Origin of the sequence: Leifsonia psychrotolerans, from assembly GCF_013410665.1 — a bacterium.
GTDB classification, from domain to species: domain Bacteria; phylum Actinomycetota; class Actinomycetes; order Actinomycetales; family Microbacteriaceae; genus Cryobacterium; species Cryobacterium psychrotolerans_A.
On the sequence record NZ_JACCFM010000001.1, the window covers coordinates 1614358 to 1637016 of the forward strand.

The 22659-nt window shown below is 64.1% G+C and carries 19 protein-coding genes; 7 read left to right on the plus strand and 12 right to left on the minus strand.

The annotated features are described in order from the left end of the window. Positions 1-36 precede the first annotated feature (36 nt). Positions 37-669 (plus strand): class I SAM-dependent methyltransferase, encoded by a 633-nt coding sequence (locus HNR05_RS07545; RefSeq protein ID WP_179578459.1) that lies wholly within the window; start codon positions 37-39, stop codon positions 667-669. Between the two features lie 73 nt (positions 670-742). Here HNR05_RS07545 and HNR05_RS07550 read toward each other — a convergent pair whose 3' ends face one another. The 3 genes from HNR05_RS07550 to dapE all read right to left on the minus strand — a co-directional run bounded on the left by HNR05_RS07550 (position 743) and on the right by dapE (position 3271). Continuing rightward, positions 743-919: a DUF3117 domain-containing protein gene (locus HNR05_RS07550; RefSeq protein ID WP_179578460.1), complete on the minus strand. Its 177-nt coding sequence runs from the start codon at positions 917-919 to the stop codon at positions 743-745. Positions 920-980: 61 nt separating this feature from the next. Then, positions 981-2279: a hypothetical protein gene (locus tag HNR05_RS07555; RefSeq protein ID WP_246318368.1), complete on the minus strand. Its 1299-nt coding sequence runs from the start codon at positions 2277-2279 to the stop codon at positions 981-983. Continuing rightward, a complete protein-coding gene (dapE, locus tag HNR05_RS07560; RefSeq protein ID WP_179580673.1) occupies positions 2234-3271 on the minus strand; it encodes a succinyl-diaminopimelate desuccinylase in 1038 nt (345 codons plus the stop codon). Before dapE ends, HNR05_RS07555 begins: the two co-directional genes overlap by 46 nt. A gap of 104 nt (positions 3272-3375) precedes the next feature. On the opposite strand from dapE, the gene dapD reads away from it, so the two are divergent. Together dapD and HNR05_RS07570 are read left to right on the plus strand one after the other, a co-directional pair. After that, the gene (gene dapD, locus HNR05_RS07565; RefSeq protein ID WP_179578461.1) at positions 3376-4356 is read left to right on the plus strand and encodes a 2,3,4,5-tetrahydropyridine-2,6-dicarboxylate N-succinyltransferase; all 981 of its coding nucleotides are present in this window, start codon (positions 3376-3378) and stop codon (positions 4354-4356) included. 86 nt (positions 4357-4442) lie between these two features. Then, a complete protein-coding gene (locus HNR05_RS07570; protein ID WP_179578462.1) occupies positions 4443-7088 on the plus strand; it encodes a penicillin acylase family protein in 2646 nt (881 codons plus the stop codon). A gap of 316 nt (positions 7089-7404) precedes the next feature. Here HNR05_RS07570 and HNR05_RS07575 read toward each other — a convergent pair whose 3' ends face one another. From HNR05_RS07575 to HNR05_RS17560, 4 genes are all read right to left on the minus strand, one after another. Next, positions 7405-8712, minus strand: a complete 1308-nt coding sequence (locus tag HNR05_RS07575) for a citrate synthase (protein ID WP_179578463.1) — start codon at positions 8710-8712, stop codon at positions 7405-7407. Between the two features lie 203 nt (positions 8713-8915). After that, positions 8916-10016, minus strand: a complete 1101-nt coding sequence (gene dapC, locus HNR05_RS07580) for a succinyldiaminopimelate transaminase (protein WP_343062508.1) — start codon at positions 10014-10016, stop codon at positions 8916-8918. Positions 10017-10025: 9 nt separating this feature from the next. After that, positions 10026-10349: a ferredoxin gene (gene fdxA / locus HNR05_RS07585; RefSeq protein ID WP_179578464.1), complete on the minus strand. Its 324-nt coding sequence runs from the start codon at positions 10347-10349 to the stop codon at positions 10026-10028. Positions 10350-10405: 56 nt separating this feature from the next. Beyond that, positions 10406-11377 (minus strand): PIG-L deacetylase family protein, encoded by a 972-nt coding sequence (locus tag HNR05_RS17560; protein WP_246318369.1) that lies wholly within the window; start codon positions 11375-11377, stop codon positions 10406-10408. A gap of 149 nt (positions 11378-11526) precedes the next feature. On the opposite strand from HNR05_RS17560, the gene efeU reads away from it, so the two are divergent. Genes efeU through efeB form a run of 3 tightly spaced genes read left to right on the plus strand, consistent with a single transcriptional unit; the run spans position 11527 to position 14939 of the window. Next, a complete protein-coding gene (gene efeU / locus HNR05_RS07595) occupies positions 11527-12402 on the plus strand; it encodes an iron uptake transporter permease EfeU (protein ID WP_179578465.1) in 876 nt (291 codons plus the stop codon). A gap of 54 nt (positions 12403-12456) precedes the next feature. Next, entirely contained in the window at positions 12457-13626 is a 1170-nt protein-coding gene (efeO, locus tag HNR05_RS07600) for an iron uptake system protein EfeO (protein ID WP_179578466.1), read from the plus strand. Continuing rightward, the gene (gene efeB / locus HNR05_RS07605; RefSeq protein WP_179578467.1) at positions 13626-14939 is read left to right on the plus strand and encodes an iron uptake transporter deferrochelatase/peroxidase subunit; all 1314 of its coding nucleotides are present in this window, start codon (positions 13626-13628) and stop codon (positions 14937-14939) included. The genes efeO and efeB overlap by 1 nt, the downstream gene beginning before the upstream one ends. Positions 14940-14947: 8 nt before the next feature. Here efeB and HNR05_RS07610 read toward each other — a convergent pair whose 3' ends face one another. From HNR05_RS07610 to HNR05_RS07620, 3 genes are all read right to left on the minus strand, one after another. Continuing rightward, complete coding sequence (locus HNR05_RS07610) at positions 14948-15406, minus strand: hypothetical protein (RefSeq protein ID WP_179578468.1); 459 nt, start codon at positions 15404-15406, stop codon at positions 14948-14950. Between the two features lie 90 nt (positions 15407-15496). Next, the gene (gene typA, locus HNR05_RS07615) at positions 15497-17407 is read right to left on the minus strand and encodes a translational GTPase TypA (protein ID WP_179578469.1); all 1911 of its coding nucleotides are present in this window, start codon (positions 17405-17407) and stop codon (positions 15497-15499) included. A 248-nt stretch (positions 17408-17655) separates the two neighbouring features. Next, entirely contained in the window at positions 17656-19329 is a 1674-nt protein-coding gene (locus HNR05_RS07620) for an ABC transporter ATP-binding protein (protein WP_179578470.1), read from the minus strand. Between the two features lie 71 nt (positions 19330-19400). Between HNR05_RS07620 and HNR05_RS07625 the strand changes: the two genes are divergently transcribed. Further along, positions 19401-20012 (plus strand): PH domain-containing protein, encoded by a 612-nt coding sequence (locus HNR05_RS07625; RefSeq protein ID WP_179578471.1) that lies wholly within the window; start codon positions 19401-19403, stop codon positions 20010-20012. A gap of 5 nt (positions 20013-20017) precedes the next feature. Here HNR05_RS07625 and HNR05_RS07630 read toward each other — a convergent pair whose 3' ends face one another. Next, entirely contained in the window at positions 20018-21130 is a 1113-nt protein-coding gene (locus HNR05_RS07630; RefSeq protein WP_179578472.1) for an ABC transporter permease, read from the minus strand. A 2-nt stretch (positions 21131-21132) separates the two neighbouring features. Beyond that, entirely contained in the window at positions 21133-22659 is a 1527-nt protein-coding gene (locus tag HNR05_RS07635; protein WP_179578473.1) for an ABC transporter permease subunit, read from the minus strand.

Sequence of the window (22659 nt, forward strand, 5' to 3'; positions counted from 1 at the left end):
AATAGTCTTGATCCACACACCTACTGGAGCGGCGCCGTGTCTGATAAAGAACTGAACTGGAAATTTTGCGACGACTTGGTCGTCGAAACCGATGCTCTGGCCCGCGCCAGGGCGCAATCGCTGGAGCTCGGGATCGACGCGATTGCGCCATCCGTCGGAGCACAGTCCGCCGTGGTGGCTGCGGCCACCGGCGCGATGAACATCCTGGAAGTCGGCACCGGGGCCGGCGTTTCGGGCATGTGGTTGTTGACCGGTGCCCCGGCAGCAACCCTCACCTCGATCGACACCGAGATCGATCATCAGCAGCACGCCCGAGTTAATTTCTTGGATGCCGGCATCCCGGCCAAGCGAGTGCGTCTGATTACGGGCAAGGCCGCCGAGGTGCTGCCACGCATGAACGAGAACTCCTACGACATCGTCTTTATCGATGCTGACCCGCAGTCGGTCATCGAATACGTCGAGCATGCCCTGCGCCTGGCTCGCCCGGGCGGTACCGTGCTCGTTGCGCACGCCCTCTGGCGTGGACGGGTCGCCGACCCGGCGCAGCGCGACGATGTGGCCACCGGCTTCCGCACCCTGCTCACCGAGATCGTGTCGTCGAATGCCGTCGTCAGCGCGCTGTCTCCCGTCGGCGATGGGCTGTTGCAGATCACTAAGACGCGAGCCTAGATTTCGCCCGGAACAACGGGCACAAAAAACGGCTGCGCAGTCACTGCGCAGCCGTTCTTAGTTGTTTGCGAGGCTACTTTGCCAGGGCAACGACATCGGCGAGTGCGTCGTGAAGCTCCTTGGCCTCAGCGTCGTTCACAGAGACGACGAGTCGACCTCCACCTTCGAGCGGAACCCGCACGATGATAAGGCGCCCCTCTTTCACAGCCTCCATAGGACCGTCTCCAGTGCGTGGCTTCATGGCCGCCATGAACTCCCCTTCCATTCGTGTTTGACTTCTATTATCGACCATTCAGGCCCGTAACTGATAATCACGGCGGAGTCCAGTCGGCGCCGTCGACGCCCCAACAGATCAAAAGCCATCCCCATTGACCCGCGATCCCCAACACAATAAGCGCAACCCGGTAGATCACACTGCGCGGAATCGCCATTGCACCGAGTAGCGGAAACATGGGCATGAGTAGACGGAACGTACTCGACTGAGGAAAGAACACGGCGAGCAGGTATAGGCCGTAGCTCGCCAACCAGAACCGCAGGTCGACACCCAACCGGCGCACCGGCGGCGCGAACAGCAGGAGGGCGAACGCGAGGATGAGCGCGATGACGGCGATGATGCCGAACGGCGTGCCCAACCACCAGACCCCGCCTTGGAACCAGGCGCTGAATGGAACGAGTTCCGTATAGCCGATGTACGCCGAGCGCCAGGCCAACTCGGTGTCGGTATAGGCCATCATCGACCCCGTCCCGATCCAGGCGATGAGCGGCCAGGCTAGCCCCATCAGCCCGCTGAACACGGCAACGGATGCCGCCAGCACCCCGTCACGCAGGCTGAACGGATTCCGGCGTCGCGTCACCCAACGGTAGATGACGTGCACGCCGAGCGCGAGCGCGAAAGCCAATCCGCTGGGCCGGGTCAGTGCCATCACCGCAATGACCGGAAACAGCAGCGCATAACGGCGTTCGAGCAGCAGGAGCAATGCCACGGTGAGAAAGAACAGATACATCGACTCGGCATAGCCGAATTGCAGAAGCGGCGAGAGCGGTGCAACGCAGAACAAGACAACTGAGAACATCGCGTTTGACGATGGCAGCACACGCAGCATCAAGCGGTAGAAGACCAAGGCCGTGCCCAGGCTGAAGGCCACCGAGACGAAAACGGCCACCGGCCCCCAGTCCAGACCGGTGATCAGCATGAGCAACCGAACCACGGTGGGATATCCGGGCATGAAAGCCCAGGCGTTTTCCCCCACGTGTCCCGCGTCGGTGACCGGGAGTTCTGACGGGTATCCGCCGACGGCAACGATGTTGTACCAGAGCGCGTCCCACATGTTGGCGAAGGCGACGTAGCCGGGCTTGGCGCCGGTCCACGGGTTCGGTCCTTGCACGCTGGCCAGAATAAGCACCAGGGTCGTTGTGACGACGCGTGACAGCGCCCAGATCGCCAGCACCCGGGCCCACCACGGGGTGAGCCGGTAGCGTGCACGCCAGCGCACCGGGAACCGGGAACCGGCGCTCCGGGGGCGATGCGCGCCGGCGGCGGCATCCGTCAACACCGCGGTCGACCTCAACGCTTCGTCGCGGTGAGCCACGACCGGAGCGCGCGTTCGCATTCCTCAATCTGTGCCACGGCGACGCGTTCGTCGTCGGCATGCGCCTTCGACGGATCGCCCGGCCCATAGTTCACCGCGGGGATTCCGAGCGCCGAGAATCGGGCGACGTCGGTCCAACCGTATTTCGGCCGTGCTTCGGCGCCGACCGCCGATAGAAATTCGAGGGCCAGTGGGGCGTCGAGCCCCGGACGTGCGCCCTCGGACTCATCGACCACAGTGATCTCGTAACCCGGGAAGACGTCATGGAGGTGGGCAATGGCCTCGGCGGCCGTGCGACTGGGCGCGAACCGATAGTTGACATGCACCATCGCCTCATCGGGAATGACATTACCGGCGACGCCGCCCGAGATTCCGACGGCGTTCAAACCCTCGCGGTAGACCAGGCCCTCGACCTCGACGTCTCGGGGCACGTAAGCGGCCAGCGTGGCGAGAATCGGCGCAACCTTGTGGATGGCGTTCTCCCCCATCCAGGCGCGTGCCGAGTGCGCGCGCCGCCCGAACGCGCGAATCTCAGCCCGGATGTTGCCGTTGCAGCCGCCTTCAACCTGGCTGTTGCTCGGCTCGCCAAGAATGGCGAAGTCGCCTGTGAACAGGTCGGGTCGGTTACGGGCGAGCCGGCCGAGACCATTGAGAGAGGAGTCGACTTCTTCGTGGTCGTACCACATCCAGGTCAGATCGACGACGGGGTCGGTGAGCTCCCGAGCGAGCTTGAGTTGCACGGCGACGCCCGCCTTCATGTCGACGGTGCCCCTGCCCCAGAGGTAGTCGACGTCGTTCTCGGTCTCGAAACGCGTCGGCAGGTTGTGATTCACCGGAACGGTGTCGATGTGCCCCGCGATGATGACGCGCTGCGCACGCCCCAGCCGGGTCCGGGCGGCGATCGTGTCGCCGTCCCTCGTGATCTCCAGATGAGCGCAGTCGGTCAGCGCCTGTTCGATCAGGTCAGCCAGTGTGGTCTCGTGGCCCGATACCGACGGAATATCGCACAGCATGCGGGTGATCTCGACCGACGAACGGGTCAGGTCAAGTCCGGCGGTCGAGGAGGCTGTGTGTTCTTGCGGCGAAGAGGTCTGAGGCACGCTACTAATCTAGAGCTATGGCCACCGCTTCTTCCTCCGAGTCCGCCCTTTCCACACACGCCTGGGGGTATGGCCTGGCCACGATCACCGACGACGGAACGGTGCTCGACACCTGGTTCCCCGCCCCTGCTCTCGGTGAGCTGCCGGCCGGCCGTGACCGTTGGATCGTGCCTGCCTCCCTCGAAGAGAATTCCGGCGAGGATCTTCGCCGTGCCGTGCGTCTCGAAGCGATCACCGTCGAAATCGACGTGACCGAGCCACCGCGCAGCACCTCGGATGCCTACCTGCGACTGCATCTGTTGTCGCACCTTCTCATCGCCCCGAACGGTATCAACCTCGACGGCATCTTCGGGTACCTGCCCACCGTGGTCTGGACCAACGCCGGCCCCATGCTTCCGGCCGACTTCGACCGCCTGCGTCCCGCGCTTCTCCGCCACGGAATCCAAGCAATGAGCATCGACAAGTTCCCGCCGCTTCTGAACTACGTCACCCCCGACCGCGTCCGTATCGCGGATGCCTCACGCGTGCGACTCGGCGCACACCTGGCACCCGGCACCACGGTCATGCATGAGGGGTTTGTCAACTTCAACGCGGGCACGCTGGGGGCGTCGATGGTTGAGGGCCGCATTTCGCAGGGGGTCGTGGTGGGCGACGGTGCCGACATCGGCGGCGGTGCGTCGATTATGGGCACACTGTCGGGTGGCGGCACGCAACGCGTCACCATCGGTGAGCGCGCCCTTCTCGGAGCCAACTCGGGTGTTGGGATCTCCATCGGCGACGATAGCGTGGTCGAGGCCGGGCTCTACGTCACGGCCGGCACCAAGGTCGTCCTGCCGAATGAGCCGCGTACCGCGGACGGTGCTCTGCAGCAGATCAAAGCCGTGGAGTTGTCTGGGGTGTCGAACCTGCTGTTTCGCCGCAATTCCGTCACGGGCGCGGTCGAGGCCCTGCCGCGCAGCGGCGGCGGCATCGTGCTGAACAACGCCCTGCACGCCTAATCGGCGGCATCCGCTCCGCCCACACTGCGGCATTCGCTCCCGAAACTTCTGTAGTCTCCTAGAACCAACATTCACAAGGGAGTGCAATGGGAACCGACGCACCGCGAAGCCGGCGACCCCGGCGCTTCCGTGCCCTCCTGACGGTGCTCGGAATAGTGATGAGCGTTGTACTCGTTGCTGTCGGACTCGGCGTGTGGACGGTGACGCGATCGTTTCCGACGCTGTCGGGCACGCTCGCGCTGGCCGGGTTCGAGAAACCGGTCAGCGTGTATCGCGACGAGACCGGGATTCCACAGATCGTGGCCTCCACCGCGCAGGACCTGTTCCGCGCCGAGGGCTACGTTCACGCCCAAGACCGGTTCTGGGAGATGGACTTTCGCCGGCATGTCACGGCCGGCCGCCTCTCTGAACTCTTTGGCGAAAGCCAGGTGGGCACCGATACCTTCATTCGTACGCTCGGCTGGCGCGCCGTCGCCGAGCAAGAGGTGGCCCTGCTCGACCCGGTCACACTCGGCTATTACCAGGCGTATGCCGACGGCGTGAACGCCTACCTCGCTACGCACTCCGGCGCAGACCTCTCGCTCGAGTACGTGACTCTTGCCCTCCAGAACCCGGATTACGCTCCCGAGAAGTGGACGCCGGCCGACTCGATCGCCTGGCTGAAGGCGATGGCCTGGGACCTGCGCTCCAACCTCGACGATGAGATCGACCGGGCCCTGCTGTCAGCAAACCAGACTCCGGAAGAGATCGCGGCACTTCACCCCGCTTATCCGTTCGACACCCACCCGACGATTGTGGGCGGCACCTCCGGTGAGAAACAGCCCGCAGCGGATGCGCCGACCGCAGCGGGGGCGTCGGCCCCGGCCTCGCACTCCCCCACCACCACTGCGCAGCTGGCGCTCGCCGAGCACTCAGTCGCCCGACCCCTCGCCAACCTGCGGGCCACGCTGGCCGCGGTGCCCGAGCTACTCGGACCAGCGGGCGGGGAGATCGGCTCGAACTCCTGGGTCGTCGCCGGGCAATACACCGACACAGGCTTGCCGATTCTGGCCAACGACCCCCACCTCGGCGCCGTCATGCCCTCGGTCTGGTACCAGGTCGGACTGCGCTGTTCCACGGTGAACGCCGAGTGCCCGTTCGACGTGGCCGGCTACAGCTTCTCCGGCCTGCCCGGGATCATCATCGGCCATAATGCCCGCATCGCCTGGGGTTTCACCAACCTGGGCCCGGATGTAGCCGATCTCTACCTCGAGCGCGTCACCGGCGACAACTATGAGTACGACGGCGCGCAGAAACCGCTCGCGGTGCGCGGCGAGAAGATCACCGTGGCCGGCAGCGACGACGTGAAGATTCAGATTCGCTCGACCGAGCACGGGCCGATCGTCAGCGGCCTGACCGGCACCTACTTCCCGGGTATCGCCGCCGACTACCCCGATGCTGCGGGGCTCGGGCTGCCCGATCCGAGCGCCACTGAGAGTGCCGATGCCCCGGTCGAGACCACCACAACCGAGTTATCCCTGCAATGGACAGCGCTGACCCCGGGGCGAACGGCATCGGCGATTTTCGCCCTGAATATGGCGACTGATTGGGCCGGCTTCCGCGCTGCGGCCGCACTGTTCGATGTGCCTTCTCAGAACCTGCTCTATGCCGACGTCGAGGGCAATATCGGCTATCAGGCGCCCGGGCTGATACCGATTCGGGCACAGGGCGACGGCACGCTTCCGGTGCCGGGGTGGAGCGGCGAGTACGGCTGGACGGGCTTCATTCCGTTTGCGAAGCTGCCGAGCGTCTTCAATCCGAAGGACGGATACATCGTCACGGCGAACAACGCGGCGGTCGGCCCCGACTACCCGTACCTGATCACGAAGGACTGGGACCTGGGCTACCGGGCCGAGCAGATCACGAACCGTCTGCAGGCTCTCATCGGCGCATCGGCCCCCATCACGGTCGACGATATGAGTGCCATTCAAGCCGACAACTACAGTGCTGCTGCCGCAACGCTCGTGCCGATACTCCTCGAGGCGAAGGTGCCAGCCAGCGCGAAGGATGCCGTGGCCCTTCTGAAAGGCTGGGACTACACCCTCGACGCCGAGAGTGCCCCGGCCGCGTACTTCAGCATCATCTGGAAGAACCTGCTGGCCGATCTCTTCGACGGTGTGCTTCCGGATGGCACCGCCCTGACCGGCGGGGATCGTTCCTTCGCCGTCGTGGCCGACCTGCTTGCCCAGCCCGACTCACCGCGGTGGACGAGCACGCGGCTCGGCACGATCAGTCGCGACACCATGCTGACGCGCGTGCTCGCGAAATCCGCCGCCGAGGGCGCAACCCTGATGGGGTCGAACCCGTCACGGTGGACCTGGGGCGAGATCCACACCCTTGAACTGACGAACGCGAGTTTCGGCGAATCGGGGATTGCCCCGATCGAGTGGCTGTTCAACCGTGGCCCCTACCCGGTGGGCGGTGGATCGTCGGTGGTCAATGCCGTCGGGTGGGACTCGACTGTCGGGTACACGGTGGACTGGGTGCCGTCGATGCGGCAGGTGGTCAGCCTCGCCGACCTCGACGGGTCGACCTGGGTGAACCTGACCGGGGCATCCGGGCATGCGTTCCACCCGAACTACACCGACCAGACACCGCTCTGGCAGCACCACCAGACGCTGCCGTGGCTGTTCAGCCTCGACAAAGTGAAGCGGGCGGCGGCGAACACGCTGACGCTGACGCCGACGCGCTGATCGAGCCCGTCAAGACCTGACACGATCGCCCCTCTAGAACAGGCCGTTGGTCGAGCCCGTCGAGACCTGAGTGCGATCGCCCCGCTCTCACCCACCAAATCACCAGGGTCTCGACAAGCTCGACCAACGGAAGTTGCGAGCCGAGGCACCACGGTCTCGACAAGCTCGACCAACGGAAGTTGCGAGCCGAGGCACAAGGGTCTCGACAAGCTCGACCAACGGAAGTTGGCGACCGACGCAACGGAAGTTGCGGGCCGAGGCACCAGGGTCTCGACAAGCTCGACCAACGGAAGTTGGCGACCGAACCGACCGAAGGTCAGCGCTGCGGGTAGTCGCGCGCCGGAGAGCCCACGTAGAGCTGCTGCGGGCGCCCGATCTTCGTGGCCGGGTCGGTGTTCATCTCGCGCCAGTGGCCGATCCAGCCGGGCAGACGCCCGATCGCGAACAGCACCGTGAACATCCGTGTCGGGAAACCCATGGCCTTGTAGATGACGCCCGTGTAGAAGTCGACGTTGGGGTAGAGCTTGCGTTCCTTGAAGTAGTCGTCGTTGAGCGCGTAGTGCTCGAGCTCCATCGCGATGTCGAGCAGGTCGTCCTGCACGCCGAGGGCGGCGAGCACCTCGTGGGCGCTCTCTTTGACGAGCTTGGCGCGCGGGTCGTAGTTCTTGTAGACGCGGTGCCCGAAGCCCATCAGCTTGACGCCGGCTTCCTTGTTCTTGACACGCTCGACATACTTCGCGACGCCCTCGCCCGAGGCCTGAATGTCGGCGAGCATCGTGAGCACGGCTTCGTTGGCGCCACCGTGCAGCGGGCCAGACAGGGCGTTGATGCCGGCAGAAATGGAGGCGAACAGATTCGCCTCGGTCGAACCGACCAGGCGCACCGTCGACGTCGACGCGTTCTGCTCGTGGTCTTCGTGCAGCATGAGCAGGCGTTCGAGTGCACGGCTCACGGCCGGGTTCACCACATACGGCTCGGCCAGCGTGCCGAAGTTCAGCTTGAGGAAGTTGTCGACAAAGCTCAGCGAGTTGTCGGGGTAGAGGAATGCCTGGCCGATGCTCTTTTTGTGCGCATATGCGGCCATCACCGGCAGTTTCGCGAGCAGCCGTACCGTGGCGATCTCGACGTGCTCGGGGTTCTTCGGGCTCAGCGAGTCCTGGTAGTAGGTCGATAGCGCCGACATTCCCGCCGACAGCACCGACATGGGGTGCGCGTTGTGCGGCAGTGCGCTGAAGAAGTGCTTGAGGTCTTCGTGGAGCAGCGTGTGGTGACGGATGCGGTGGTCGAAGTCCGCGAGTTCACTTTCGGTCGGAAGCTCACCGTAGATGAGCAGCCACGCGGTCTCGAGGTAGGTCGAGTTCTGGGCGATCTGCTCGATCGGGTAGCCACGATAGCGCAGAATGCCCTGCTCACCGTCGATATAGGTGATCGCCGAGCGCGTGGCAGCGGTGTTCACGAACCCGTAGTCGAGTGTCGTGAGTCCGGTCTGGCGTGTGAGCGTTGAGATGTCGAGGCTTGACGCGCCGTCGACACTGCGCAGGATCGGAAATTCGGCCGTGCCGCCCGGATAGGTCAGCGTCGCCTTCTGCGCTTCGCTGGATGGTGTCTGTGCGGACTCGCCCACGGGGTCTCCCTGAGAAATAATGCCGAGATGCGGCAACCGGTAAGTTCTGGGCGTACGCAGCAAACACTCATAGTGCGTGGCACGTCAAACCACTTACAGCCTAGGCCGCCCGGCAGCCTACTGTGGCATCTGCCAAGACCTGTCGCTTATCGTTAGACGAAGTCCACATCCCGCCTGCGTGGGTCGAACTCGTCAGAACCCGATTAGGCGCGAAGTCGCTCTGCTGCTGCCGCGATCCGCTCATCCGTCGCCGTGAGTGAAAAGCGCACATGCTGCGGGTAGAAGTCCCCATAGAACGGGCCGGGTCCGGCAAGAATTCCGCGGTCGGCCAGCGCCCCGATGCTCTCCCAGGCGTCGATCCCCGCGGTCGCCCAGAGATAGAGGCCGGCTTCGCTGTGATCGACACGGAAGCCCGCGTCACGCAGGGCCGGAAGCAACACGGTGCGCCGCGCCCGATAGCGCTCCTTCTGAACGGCAACATGCTCGTCGTCACCGAGGGCAACGACCATCGCGGCCTGCAACGGGGAGGGAAGCATGAGCCCGGCGTGCTTGCGCACCGTGAGCACCCGTGCCAGCACACCGCTGCAGCCTGCGGCGAACGCTGCCCGGTAGCCGGCCAGGTTCGACTGCTTGCTCAACGAATAGATGGCCAAGATATTGTGTCGACGACCGTCGGTCACGCGCGGGTCGAGAATGCTCGGGATAGGGTCTGTCGCCCAGGGGCCGTCCCAGCCCAATTCGGCGTAACACTCGTCGCTCACGATCACCGCGTCGAGCTCGCGTGCCCGCGCGACTGCCGCCCTGAGTTCGGCGATGGAGAGCACCCGGCCATCCGGGTTTCCGGGGCTGTTCAACCAGATCAGCTTGGTCGACTCGGGCCACTCGGCCGGGTCGTCGGACGCCAGCGCCGTGGCGCCGGCCATGGCGGCACCGATGGCGTAGGTCGGGTAGGCGGCTCGGGGATGCACGATCGTGTCACCCTCACCGATTCCGAGCATGAAGGGCAGCAGGGCGACGAACTCTTTGGAGCCGATCGTGGGCAGCACGTTCTTCTCGGTGAGCCCGGGCACGCCGCGGCGACGCGCGTACCAGTCGACGATGGCACGCTGCAACTCGGGGGTGCCGACGGTCTGCGGGTAGGCGTGCGCATCCGTCGCCTCGGCCAGAGCGTTCCTGATCAACGCGGGCGTGACGTCGACGGGTGACCCAATCGACAGGTCGACGATTCCGCCACGATGCGCACGCGCACGTTCGGCATAGGGAACCATCTGATCCCACGGATAGTCGGGAAGCTGCTTCAGCACGGGCGCGGGTTAGTGCTGAACCTGAGGCGGGAGAACCGCGATCACCGGGTGGTCCTTCGGGATGACTCCGACCTTCGCCGCGCCGCCCGGAGAACCGATGTCGTCGAAGAACTCGACGTTGGCTTTGTAATAGTCAGCCCACTTCTCGGGAAGGTCGTCTTCGTAGTAGATGGCCTCGACCGGGCAGACCGGCTCGCAGGCGCCACAGTCAACGCATTCATCGGGGTGGATGTAGAGCGAACGTTCACCCTCGTAGATGCAATCGACCGGGCATTCATCGATGCAGGCACGGTCTTTGACATCGACGCAAGGAAGAGCAATGACATACGTCACGGTGTTTCGGTTCCCTTCACGAGCTGGACTTCCAGTCTATGCCTCGTGACGGACTCTCAACGGCGCGGCGGAAGTTGCGGCCAGGCCAAGACGAGTGCGGCGACGAGGGCTGGGACGACAGTCCAGACCAAGCCCAGCGTTCCCGCGGGGATGAGCACCGACCCTCCGACGCTTTTCAGTGAGAGCAGAAATATTGTGCCGAGCATTCCGAGGGCAGCTCCGAGAACCGCGAGGCGATCGTGCAACACCAGGCGCAGACCGACCAGCAGGGCACCCGTCGCAAGAATCGCCAGAATCAGGCCGATCGGGAACGCCCACCCGAATACCGACACCGTGGTCTGATGCGCGACGGTTCCCAGCATCCCGAAGACGGCACCGACGATCAGCGCGAGCACGGCCGCGGCCGCACGGCCGACGGGAGTCACATCGGGCTCGGCATCCGCCCGTCCCGCGCGGTTTCCCACCGACGTCTGGGCGTAGGCCTCACTTCCGGTGATCGCCAGTACGGCGCCGTCTGGTTCATGCGCCGTGTGGTCGACAACGGACCAGCGTCCAGGATAGGCGGCGATGGCACGCAGCTTCTGGTCGACCTGAGCGGTCACGTCAATAGCGGTGAGCCGCTGGCTCGCACTCGACGAGACCCGCCGGCTGACGAAGACCGGAGTTCCGGCATCCATCGCCGCATGCGTCAGAGCCGAGCGCAGCCGATCGTCGTCGGTTCCGATCACGACGGCCGTCGGCTCGATCCGACGAAGCAGCGTCGCGAGAAACGCGTCGAGCTCACGGTCGTCGTCGTCGATCGAGCCCCCGGATGCCGCGGGCACCACGGCCCACTCGGTGACGTCGAGCTCGGCCAATGCCGTGCGGGTCGAGGAATCCGGTTGGTCGCCCACCGCGCCAAAAAGCACCGACACCAGGGCACCATCCGAACGCAACCGGGCGATCGTTCCGCCCGTGATGAGGGACTCGTCGCCGGGCCGGCCGACGACGAAGACCACGCGTTCACGATTGCCTGACATCACCATCACGCCTGAAGCTTAGCCGCGAGATTCTCTGGACGGCCCCGCAGATACGATGTCCGTTCCGCAGTCGGCTTTACAGCCTCGGTTCCGACCAGTTACAGTAGAAATGTAAGGTTAGCCTTACCATCCCTCACCCGCTATCCCCAGGAAGCACCGTGCTCGCTAACTATCTCATCGGACTGCGCGAAGGCCTCGAAGCCGCACTCGTGGTCACGATCCTCATCGCCTACATCGTCAAGATCAACCGGAAAGACGTACTTCCGCGTATCTGGATCGGTGTGGGCCTCGCGGTGCTTCTGGCGCTGGGCATCGGCGCACTGCTCACCTTTGGGACCTATGGTCTCTCCTTTGAAGCGCAGGAGACCATCGGTGGCGTGCTCTCGATCGTCGCCACCGGCTTGGTCACCTGGATGGTGTTCTGGATGCTGCGCACCGCGCGCGATCTGAAGGGTCACCTGCAGGGAAACATCGACCGCCATCTCGTCGGCGGCGGCATCGGATTGGTGCTGGTGGCCTTCCTCGCGGTCGGCCGCGAGGGCATCGAGACCGCGCTGTTCATCTGGGCCGCGGTCAAGGCGACCGGTGAGACCACTCTGCCGTTGATCGGTGCAGGGCTCGGCATCCTCACCGCGATCGCACTCGGCTGGCTGATCTACTCGGGGATGCTGCGCATCAACCTGTCGAAATTCTTCACCTGGACCGGCGCCATTCTTCTCGTTGTTGCGGCCGGCGTGCTCTCGTATGGCGTGCACGACCTGCAGGAAGCCGGCATTCTGCCCGGCCTGCACGCTTTAGCGTTCGATGTGAGTGCTGCGATCCCGCCCGACAGCTGGTACGGCACTCTGCTCAAGGGAACCTTCAACTTCTCGCCCGCGACGACCTGGCTGGAACTCACGGTATGGCTGGCCTACCTGGTGCCGGCCCTGACCGTGTTCATTCTGAAGAGCCGCGGCGGATCTCGCAGCGCCAGGAGCGCAGCACTGCCCGAGGCCACACACACCTCATCGAGCACAGCCCACGCGGCCGTCTGATCGCCCAACGTACCCACTCTCTCGACACCCGTTTCGTCACCACTAAGGATTCCCATGCGCTCCCGCCTCCTGCTCGTCCCCGCCGTCTGTGCCGCCGGCTTGCTCGCGCTCACCGGCTGCGTGGCCAACGATTCGTCTGAAGCAGGCGGGCACGCTGCGTTGACCGTTGACAGCGGCGCCGATGCCTGCACTGTGTCGGCCAACACCGTTCCGGCCGGAAACACGCGCTTCACCGTGACCAACAGCGGCGACCAGGTGACCGAGTTCTACCTCCTCGGCGATGACGGGTTGCGCATCGCCGGCGAGGTCGAGAACATCGGTCCCGGTCTCAGCCGCGACCTCGTCGTTTCGCTGCCGGCCGGTAACTACTTCACCGCGTGCAAGCCGGGAATGGTCGGCTCCGGCGTCGGAAAGGCGGCGTTCACCGTTACGAAGGCAGATGGTGCGGCAGCCGTCAGCACTGACTTCGGCGCGCAGATCGACACCGCGAATGCCAACTACGCCTCGTACGTGAAAGATCAGATCGGCCAACTTGTCACGGGCACCGACGCTTTCGTTGCCGCTTACCTCGCCGGCGACGACGACACGGCCCGGAGCCTCTACCCGACGACACGCGCCCACTGGGAACGCGTCGAAACGGTCGCCGAGTCGTTCGGCGACCTCGACCCGAAACTTGACCTCCGCGAGGCAGATCTCGAAGAAGGCCAGGATTGGACCGGCTGGCACGCCATTGAGAAGGATCTCTGGCCGACCGACGCCGAGCCCGGCTTCGTTGCCTACTCACCCGAGAAACGCCAGCAGCTCGCCGACCAGCTGGTCGCCGACACGGCGACGCTGCACACCAAAGTCCAAGACCTGAGTTTCACGCTCGCGCAACAGACCAATGGTGCGATCGGCCTGCTCGATGAGGTCGCCCGGGGCAAGGTCACCGGTGAGGAAGAAATCTGGTCGCACACCGACCTCTGGGACTTCCAGGCCAACGTCGACGGCGCGAAGGTGCTCTATGCCGGGGTGCGAGACATCCTGATCGAGAAGGATCCGAAGCTGGTCACCACGCTCGACCGTGAGTTCACGGACCTGCAAACCCTGCTCGACGCGCAGCGGGTCGGTGACGGTTTCACGCTCTACACCGCACTGAGTCCAGCCGAGATCAAGGCCTTGTCCGATCAGGTCAACGCCCTGGGCGAGCCACTGAATAAGCTCACCGCGGCGTTAGTGCTCTGATGACCACACCCACCGAATCCCTTTCAGACCAGCCTGACGCACCCGACACGAAATCCGGTGGAATCTCCCGCCGTGGCCTCCTCGGGCTGGCCGGCGCCGGGATCGCCGGGCTGGGTGTCGGCATTGCCGGCGACCGCACCGTTGCCGCCCTGGCGGCAAGCGGAACCGGTGCGGTGTCGACGAGCTATCCATTCTTCGGTGAGCATCAGTCCGGGATCGTGACGCCGGCGCAAGATCGCCTGCATTTCGCCGCCTTTGACATGTCGGGTTCGGCCACCCGGGATGACCTGATCGAGCTGTTGAAAGACTGGACGGTGGCCGCGGCCGCGATGACGGCCGGTAAAGACATCGGTGATTTCGGCGCGGTGAGCGGCCCGTACGACGCGCCGCCGGAAGACACGGGCGAGGCACTCGGCTTACCGGCCTCAGGTCTCACCATCACGTTCGGGTTCGGTCCAACGCTGTTTCAGACGACGGAGGGCGCCGACCGCTTCGGTCTGGCCGCCCGACGGCCAGCCGAGCTGGTGAACCTCCCGCATTTTCCGGGCGACAGGCTCAACCCTGCCACGAGCGACGGCGACCTCTGCATTCAGGCCTGTGCCGACGATCCGCAGGTGGCCGTGCATGCCATTCGCAACCTCTCGCGCATCGCGTTCGGGCGTGCGAGCCTGCGCTGGTCCCAGCTCGGCTTCGGCCGCACCTCGTCAACCAGCACCAGCCAGACCACCCCGCGCAATCTGTTCGGTTTCAAGGACGGAACCGCCAACATCAAGGCCGAAGAGCCCACTGCCGTCAACGACCAGGTCTGGGTCCAATCGGGTGACGGTGCCGGCTGGCTGGCCGGCGGGTCTTATCTGGTGGCCCGGCGCATCCGTATGGGCATCGAGCCGTGGGATCGTACGATCCTCAGCGAGCAGGAGGCCGTCATCGGCCGCAATAAGGGTGAGGGCGCTCCGCTGTCGGGTGGCACCGAGTTCACCGAGCCCGATTTTGCGCTCAGCGGGCGCGAGAACATTCCGCTGATCGCGGAGAACGCGCATGTGCGCTTGGCGCATCCCACGCAGAATGCAGGCATTCGGATGCTCCGGCGTGGCTACAACTTCGTTGACGGCAACGACGAACTGGGGCGCCTCAACGCGGGTCTGTTCTTCATCTCGTTCCAGCGTTCCCCGCACCAGTTCACCGAGGTGCAGCTCAACCTGGCCCGTCACGATGCGCTGAACGAGTACATCACCCACGTGGGATCAGCACTGTTCGCGGTGCCGCCGGGCGCGACGCGCGGAAGCTACGTCGGCGCGACGCTCTTCGCGTAACGATTCTTCTACTGAGCGGGGATCAGAGCGACGGTGTAGAGCACGCCGCCCTCCGTGGTTCCGGCAACCAGCACGATGTAGGTGGAATTCTTGACCGCGACGACTCCGCCGCCTGCCGCGGCCTGTGCCGCCGCATCCACCGTGAAACCTGCGTCTTCCAGCTGAACCCGAGCGTCGCCCAGCGGATCCGTTGAACTCGCCTGGATGGTGACCGCCCACCCCTTGTGCGTATCCGCGCCGCCGGCGCCGAACAGAATCTCGCCGTCGATGACGGGCACCTCGGCCGGCCAGCCGGCGGGCAGCGCGCCACCCAGGCTCACATCGCCACCCGTGGCATCCTGCACCGCGCCGTTGACGAGGTCGCCCGCGGTGCTGCAGGAGGCGAGCAGGGGCACCCCGACGAGGGCGAGTGTGGCGGCGAGCCCGATGCGCGACAGTCGTGACGGTGTCTTCATGGTGTCAACCATACGGGCTCTTCTGAACTGAAAAACGCGGTTGTGGTGAGGTCTCCCCCGCCACAACCGCGTTCCGGATCAGTGCACTGACCCTGATGCTGGTTAGTTCTGGTTCTGCTTCTTCATGCGCGAGTAGGTGCGTGCACGCGCGGAGGAGTCGAGCTCCACCTTGCGAATACGAACGAACTCGGGCGTAACCTCGACGCACTCGTCTTCACGAGCGAACTCAAGCGACTCTTCGAGAGTCAGCTTGCGCGACGGGGTCATGCGCTCGAACGAGTCCGAGGTCGACTGGCGCATGTTGGTGAGCTGCTTTTCCTTGGTGATGTTGACGTCCATGTCATCGGCGCGCGAGTTCTCGCCGACGACCATTCCCTCATACACCTCTTGGGTGGGCTCAACGAAGAACGACATGCGCTCCTGCAGAGCAACCATGGCGAACGGCGTAGCCGAACCAGCGCGGTCAGCAACGATCGAGCCGTTGGTGCGCGTGTTGATCTCGCCAGCCCAGAAGTCGTACCCGTGCGAGACGGCGTTGGCGATACCCGCGCCGCGGGTGATCGTCATGAACTCCGTGCGGAAGCCGATCAGGCCGCGCGACGGAACAATGAATTCCATGCGAACCCAGCCGGTGCCGTGGTTTGACATGCCGTCCATGCGGCCCTTGCGAGCGGCGAGCAGCTGGGTGATCGCGCCGAGGAACTCCTCGGGAGCGTCAATCGTCAGGTGCTCGTACGGCTCGGCGGTCTTGCCGTCGATCTTCTTCAGAACCACCTGTGGCTTGCCGACGGTGAGCTCGAAGCCTTCACGACGCATCTGCTCGACCAGGATCGACAGGGCGAGCTCGCCACGACCCTGAACTTCCCAGGCGTCCGGGCGGCCGATGTCGACAAGCTTGAGCGAGACGTTACCCACCAACTCCCGGTCCAGGCGGTCCTTGACCATACGGGCGGTGAGCTTGTGGCCCTTGACCTTGCCGATGATCGGCGAGGTGTTGGTTCCGATGGTCATCGAGATGGCGGGGTCGTCGACCGTGATGGTCGGCAGCGGGCGCACGTCATCGACGTCGGCGAGGGTCTCACCGATGAAGATGTCTTCGAAGCCGGCAACGGCGACGATGTCACCGGGGCCTGCGCTCTCGGCGGGGAAGCGGTCCAGAGCCTTCGTGATGAAGAGCTCGGTCACGCGTACGTTCTGAACGGATCCGTCGTGCTTGACCCAGGCCACGGTCTGGCCCTTTTTGATGGTGCCCTGGAAGATGCGCAGCAGCGCGAGGCGACCGAGGAACGGCGAGGAGTCAAGGTTTGTGACCCACGCCTGAAGCGGGTGCTCGTCGTCGTAAACGGGTGCCGGAACGTGCTTGAGGATCGCTTCGAAGAGCGGCTCGAGGTCGTCGTTGTCGGGCAGCTCGCCGTTGGCGGGCTTGTTCAGGCTGGCTGCGCCGTTACGGCCCGATGCATACACGACGGGAACGTCGAGGATCGCGTCAAGGTCGAGGTCGGGCACATCGTCTGCCATGTCGCTGGCGAGGCCGAGGAGCAGGTCCTGGCTCTCGGCAACAACCTCGTCGATGCGAGCGTCGGGGCGGTCGGTCTTGTTGACCAACAGAATGACGGGCAGCTTGGCCTCGAGTGCCTTGCGCAGCACGAAGCGGGTCTGCGGCAGCGGGCCCTCACTGGCGTCGACGAGAAGAACAACGCCGTCCACCATGGACAGACCGCGCTCAACCTCGCCACCGAAGTCGGCGTGGCCGGGAGTGTCGATGACGTTGATGACGATCGGGCCGTCGGTGGCGTGCTTGCCCTTGTACGACACTGCCGTGTTCTTGGCGAGGATCGTGATGCCCTTTTCGCGCTCAAGCTCGTTCGAGTCCATGGCGCGCTCTTCGAGGTGCGCGTGCTCGGCGAAGGAGTCGGTCTGACGCAGCATGGCGTCAACCAGAGTCGTCTTGCCGTGGTCAACGTGGGCAACGATCGCTACGTTTCGAAGGTTATTGCGCGTGGCAATCGCCATAAAAGGGTTCCTCACAAAGAATTGCAGCCGCACAGTGTTCGAATGCGACGAAGAATGGAAGTGGGATCAGAGCTGACCCAATCGACAATCTTACCGCACTGAAACTGTGCGTTTACGCGGAGAGCCATATTAGCTGCTGACGCAGAGAAAGTGGAATCCTCGCCGTCGCTTCGGTGCGAATGCCTCTCCGGCACAGAGAAGGGCGGGAACGAGGTTCCCCCCGTCCCGCCCTCGAAACTGTCACACTCTTAGCCGCGAGCAGCCTGACGCTTTTCTCGGCGTTCCCGCTGCAGGGCGGGGTCGGGCAATGGAACTGCCGCGATCAGGCGCTGTGTATACGGATCTTGTGGGTTGCGCAGGATGTTCTCGGTTGCACCCTGTTCGACGATTTTTCCGTGGTTCATCACAATGATGCGGTCGGCGAGCAGGTCGACGACGGCCAGGTCATGGCTGACGAACAGGCAGGCGAACTTGAGCTTGGCCTGGATCTCCTGCAGGAGTTCCAGCACGTGTGCCTGCACCGACACGTCGAGAGCACTCGTCGGCTCGTCGGCCACCAGGAGTTTCGGACTCAGCGCGAGCGCTCGTGCAATCCCAATGCGCTGGCGCTGACCGCCCGAAAGCTCATGCGGGTAGCGGTTGCGGAAGGCACGCGGCAGCTCGACCTGATCGAGGAGTTCTTCGACGCGCAGGTTGATCTGGCGCTTGTCGAACAGTCCGGAGAGAAGCATGGGCTCGCCGATGCTCTCCCCCACGGGAAAACGCGGGTTCAGCGAGGACCCTGGATCTTGGAACACAATCCCCAGGTCCCGGCGCACTGCTTTCATCTGCTTGGCGCTGGCACCGGCGATATTCTGCCCGACGACAGTCAGCTCGCCGCCGGCCACGGGCACGAGGCCGACCGCGGCACGCGCAATAGTGGTCTTCCCCGAACCCGACTCTCCCACCAGACCGACGATCTCGCCGGGGTAGATCTCGAACGAGGCATCCGCGACGGCCTTGAATGCCGGCACTCGTCCGCGCTTGGGGTACTCGATGTCGACGTTTTTCAGCACGAGAGCCGGTGCGTCGGTGCGGGCGACGTCTTCGACGGCGACGGCCGTACCGGTGCCGAGGTGCGGAACAGCCGCGAGCAACTCCTGGGTATAGGGATGCTTCGCGTTGGTGAAGATCTCCTGCACGGTATTGCGTTCGATGATCTCGCCGTTACGCATCACGATGACCTTGTCGGCCAGGTCGGCGACAACGCCCATGTCGTGAGTGATGATGATGATCGCGCTGTTCAGACGTGTGCGCAGCCGACGCAGCAGGTCGAGGATCTCGGCTTGGATCGTCACGTCAAGCGCAGTGGTGGGCTCATCAGCGATGAGCACATCCGGGTCGCACGAGATCGATTGAGCGATCATGGCACGCTGGCGCTGACCGCCGGAGAGCTGGTGCGGGTAGGAATCAAACGCCTTCTGCGGGTCGGGCATCTCAACCAGCTTCAGCAGTTCGAGCGCGCGTTCCTTGGCCTGAGAGGGCGTGAGCGGGAAATGCACGCGGAGGGCTTCGACGATCTGAAAACCAACCCGGTAGACCGGGTTCAGCGCCGTCATCGGCTCCTGGAAGATCACGGCGATGTCTTTACCGCGCACCTTGCGCAGCTTCGCCTGGCTCGCCCCAATCAGCTCTTCGCCATTCAGCAGCGCGCTGCCGCTGACCCGGCCGTTGCCGGGAAGCAAACCGAGCAGCGACATCGAGCTGACGCTCTTGCCCGAGCCCGATTCTCCGACGATGGCTAAAACCTCACCCGGCTTGACCGCATAGCTCATCCTGCTCGCGGCTGCCACCCATTCATTGCCGACCCAGAAGTCGACACCCAAGTCGGTGACTTCAAGAATGTTCTCGTCGACGGAACGTGTCTTTACTGCTTCGCTCATGCGCCTACTCCGCTCGTTCGTGTGACCGTCAGGTGCGAGGCTGTTTCAGCCGCGCGTGGGAGCATAAAGGAATGGCCGAAACGATCACCCTGCGTCCCCTGTTCGGAAAAGTTCTTGCGATCGCCACTGGCGTGGTCATCGTGGTCTGCCTGGTCACTCTGATCGTTGACGGGGACCCGGCGGCCGGCATCCGCTTCGCACTGCCGCTCGTGACCGTGGGCTACCTGGTCTGGCTGACCTTCTGGCTCCCGGCCGTCGAAATCAGCGATGGCGGCGTGCGCCTGCACAACACCCTGCGCACCATCGATCTGCCCTGGCCGTCGATCGAGCGCATCGACACCCGCTACGCGCTCACGCTGTACACAACGTATGGCCGTTTCGTCGCGTGGGCAGCACCCGCTTCCGGGCGCCACACGCTGATGAGCACGCCTGCCTCTGACACGAAGCATCTGCCCGAATCGACGTTCATGGCCGGCAGTATTGGCGCGGGCGACGTGCCCCGCACCGATTCCGGTGACGCGGCAGCAATCATCCGTCGCCGCTGGGAAGCTCTGCGCGATGCCGGACACCTCGACCGTCGGGCCAGCGATCCTGATCACACTGCGGTGCACTGGCACCGCGTGCAGATCGTGGTTCTGGCGCTTCTTGTCGTGCTGAGTGCGCTGGGGCTGCTGCTCGGCTAGCCGCGTCACTTCTGTTCCTTGGCCGGTGCCGCTGTCGGCGTCGCTGTCGGAGCGGCGTCGCGCGTGGTGGTCTTCCTCCAGGGGCGGAACCAGCCGGCGATGATCTGACCCATCTGGCGGTACGGACCGGCGAAGTTCGGGATGCGCCGCTGACGCGGGTCGAATGCGTCGCGCAGTCCATCGCCGATGAAGTTGATGCCGAGCGCGATGATGATGATGAAGAGGCCGGGCCACCAGAACAGCCACGGACGAGTGGTGAACGCACCCTGGTACTCGTTGATGAGCTGACCGAGCGAGACGTCGGGAGCCTTGATGCCGAAGCTCAGGAAGCTGAGGGCGGCCTCGGCCAGAATGGCGCCACTCATCAGCAGTGTGGTGCTGACGATGACCACGCCGACGGCATTCGGCAGGATGTGCTTGAAGATGATCCGCTTCGTGTCGGCGCCGGCGACACGCGCCGCGTCGACGAACTCACGCTCACGCAGACTGAGAAACTCACCACGCACCAGCCGTGCCAACGACGTCCAGCCGATCAGACCCAGCACGATTCCGAGCGGGACGGCGCCCATTCCGCCCACGGTACGGCCGAGAACAGCGCCGAGAATGATCAGAGGGAAGATGATGAACAGATCGGTCAGGCGCATCAGCCACTGGTCGATCTTGCCCCGGTAGAACCCGGCCAACGAGCCGATCACGACACCGATGACGGCGGAGAGCCCGCCGAACAGAACGGTGACGACGATCGACTGCTGCGTGCCACGCATGACACGGGCGAAGATGTCGCGACCGATCTCATCTTGACCGAACGGGTGTTCACCGAAGTTGAAGGGCAGCGTCCAGGTCGGGTTTCCCTTGTTAATGATTGCGTTTTGGGCTTCGTAGCCGAACCTCCACCAACCAGGCACCTGCAGCCCGAAGAAGGTGAAGCCGATCGAGGTGTAGACGAGCAGCGCCATGAGGACGAGCACGCCGATCGAGATCATCGCGCCCTTGTGCCGGAAGAACCGGCGTCGCACGATCGTGCCCTGACTGAGACCGATGACCTCACGCTGTTCGATGGTCAGACCCGCATCCTTGGGGTCTTCCGGGTTCTCGACCTGAAGAATGATGTTTGACATTACTAGCTCACCCTGATTCTCGGATCGAGCGCCGAATAGGCGATATCCGCGAGCAAATTGAAGACAATAGCGACGATTCCAATGACCAGGAAGACGCCCATGACGGTGTTGACGTCGACGTGGCGGAGCGCGTCGGTGAACAACGCACCCATGCCCTTCCACGCGAAGATCGTCTCGGTGATCACAGCGCCCCCGATCAATCCGCCGACGTCAAAGGCGACGACGGTGATGACCGGGATCATGGCGTTACGGAACGCATGACGCATCACAACGGTGCGCTCGGTGAGTCCCTTGGCCCGGGCGGTGCGCACGTAATCCTGGTTCATCACCTCAAGCAGGCTGGCGCGGGCGTACCGCGTGTAGCCGGCCAGCGAAATCAAGACCAGTGAAATCGTCGGCAGAAGGAGGTGCGTGTAGTTGTCGACGTAGCCGACCCAGATCGAACCACCGAGGTCGGGGGTACCCGAACCGACCGTCGCAATTGGGCGACCGCCGACGGCCTGCACGTAGGACGGCCAGGCCACCATGATGCGGTCGATCAGAACCAGCGCCGCCACGAGGAAGCTTGTGATGCCGGCCGCTCGGGCCGACGCCCATTTGTCGTTCTCGCCGAAGACGTAGCCGATTGCGCCGCCAACGACGATCGCGACAATCGCGAGCGCTACGAGGAACCAGGTTCCGGGTACAACCTCGAAGAGGAACTGCAGCGGGTACCAGAGTGCGACGCCCAGCAGCACCGTGCCGAATGAGGAATAGAGGGCCCGGCGGTTGGAGAGACCTGTTGTGAGCGACGTGACCATCAGTGCAGACAGCGCTCCGAGGATCAGAATCAGCACCGGGCCGAGTTGCGGCGTGGTGAACCAGTCCGTCGCGAGCAGGAAGGCGAAGATTCCACCGGTGATGAGCGTGGCCGAGCCGAAGACGATGAGACGAGGCTTGCCGTCTCCCCCGATGATGCTCATCCAGATGAAGCCGGAGGCCAGCGCGATGATGACCACTGTCAGCGGCGTCAGTATCGGATCGACCAAAAAGTTGTTGAAGCCGATTGCCACGTACAGCTTGAGCAGCACGGCGACCCAGAAGGCTGGCAGCGAGAAGAAGAGGAACGACATGAACGTCACTGTGTAGTCGTAGCCGCTGTACTGGCGAAGTGCCGTGCTCATACCGATCGCGACGCCGAGAATAACGGCGATGATTGTGGCCGCGGTGACGAGCTGGATGGTGTTGCCCACTGAACTACCCAGAAGCGTGGTCACGGCGTGGCCCTTGACACTGTCACCGAGCGTGAACTGACCGATCAGGCCCTTCAAAATTCCGCTCAGCCAGATGAAGTAACGCAGCGGCGGTGGCACGTTGAGATTGAGCTGCTCGGTGCGCGCATCCATCAACGCTTGCTTATTGGGAGCCGTTGACGCCCGAAGGTCTTCGAGTGGGTCACCCGAGATGGCGGTGAGGTTGTAAATAATGAAACTGGCTACAAGTAGAACCAGTGCAGAGGCGCCGAGGCGACGAGTTATAAACGCGAGCAC

Bases quoted from the DNA above. Each gene is read 5' to 3' on its own strand.
- dapD (WP_179578461.1), top strand. From the start codon at position 3,376: ATGGCCACCGCTTCTTCCTCCGAGTCCGCCCTTTCCACACACGCCTGG.
- HNR05_RS07555 (WP_246318368.1), bottom strand. From the start codon at position 2,279: ATGCGAACGCGCGCTCCGGTCGTGGCTCACCGCGACGAAGCGTTGAGG.
- dapE (WP_179580673.1), bottom strand. From the start codon at position 3,271: ATGCTGTGCGATATTCCGTCGGTATCGGGCCACGAGACCACACTGGCT.
- HNR05_RS07630 (WP_179578472.1), bottom strand. From the start codon at position 21,130: ATGTCAAACATCATTCTTCAGGTCGAGAACCCGGAAGACCCCAAGGAT.
- HNR05_RS07550 (WP_179578460.1), bottom strand. From the start codon at position 919: ATGGCGGCCATGAAGCCACGCACTGGAGACGGTCCTATGGAGGCTGTG.
- typA (WP_179578469.1), bottom strand. From the start codon at position 17,407: ATGGCGATTGCCACGCGCAATAACCTTCGAAACGTAGCGATCGTTGCC.
- HNR05_RS07625 (WP_179578471.1), top strand. From the start codon at position 19,401: ATGGCCGAAACGATCACCCTGCGTCCCCTGTTCGGAAAAGTTCTTGCG.
- HNR05_RS07570 (WP_179578462.1), top strand. From the start codon at position 4,443: ATGGGAACCGACGCACCGCGAAGCCGGCGACCCCGGCGCTTCCGTGCC.
- HNR05_RS07620 (WP_179578470.1), bottom strand. From the start codon at position 19,329: ATGAGCGAAGCAGTAAAGACACGTTCCGTCGACGAGAACATTCTTGAA.
- efeO (WP_179578466.1), top strand. From the start codon at position 12,457: ATGCGCTCCCGCCTCCTGCTCGTCCCCGCCGTCTGTGCCGCCGGCTTG.
- HNR05_RS07610 (WP_179578468.1), bottom strand. From the start codon at position 15,406: ATGGTTGACACCATGAAGACACCGTCACGACTGTCGCGCATCGGGCTC.
- efeB (WP_179578467.1), top strand. From the start codon at position 13,626: ATGACCACACCCACCGAATCCCTTTCAGACCAGCCTGACGCACCCGAC.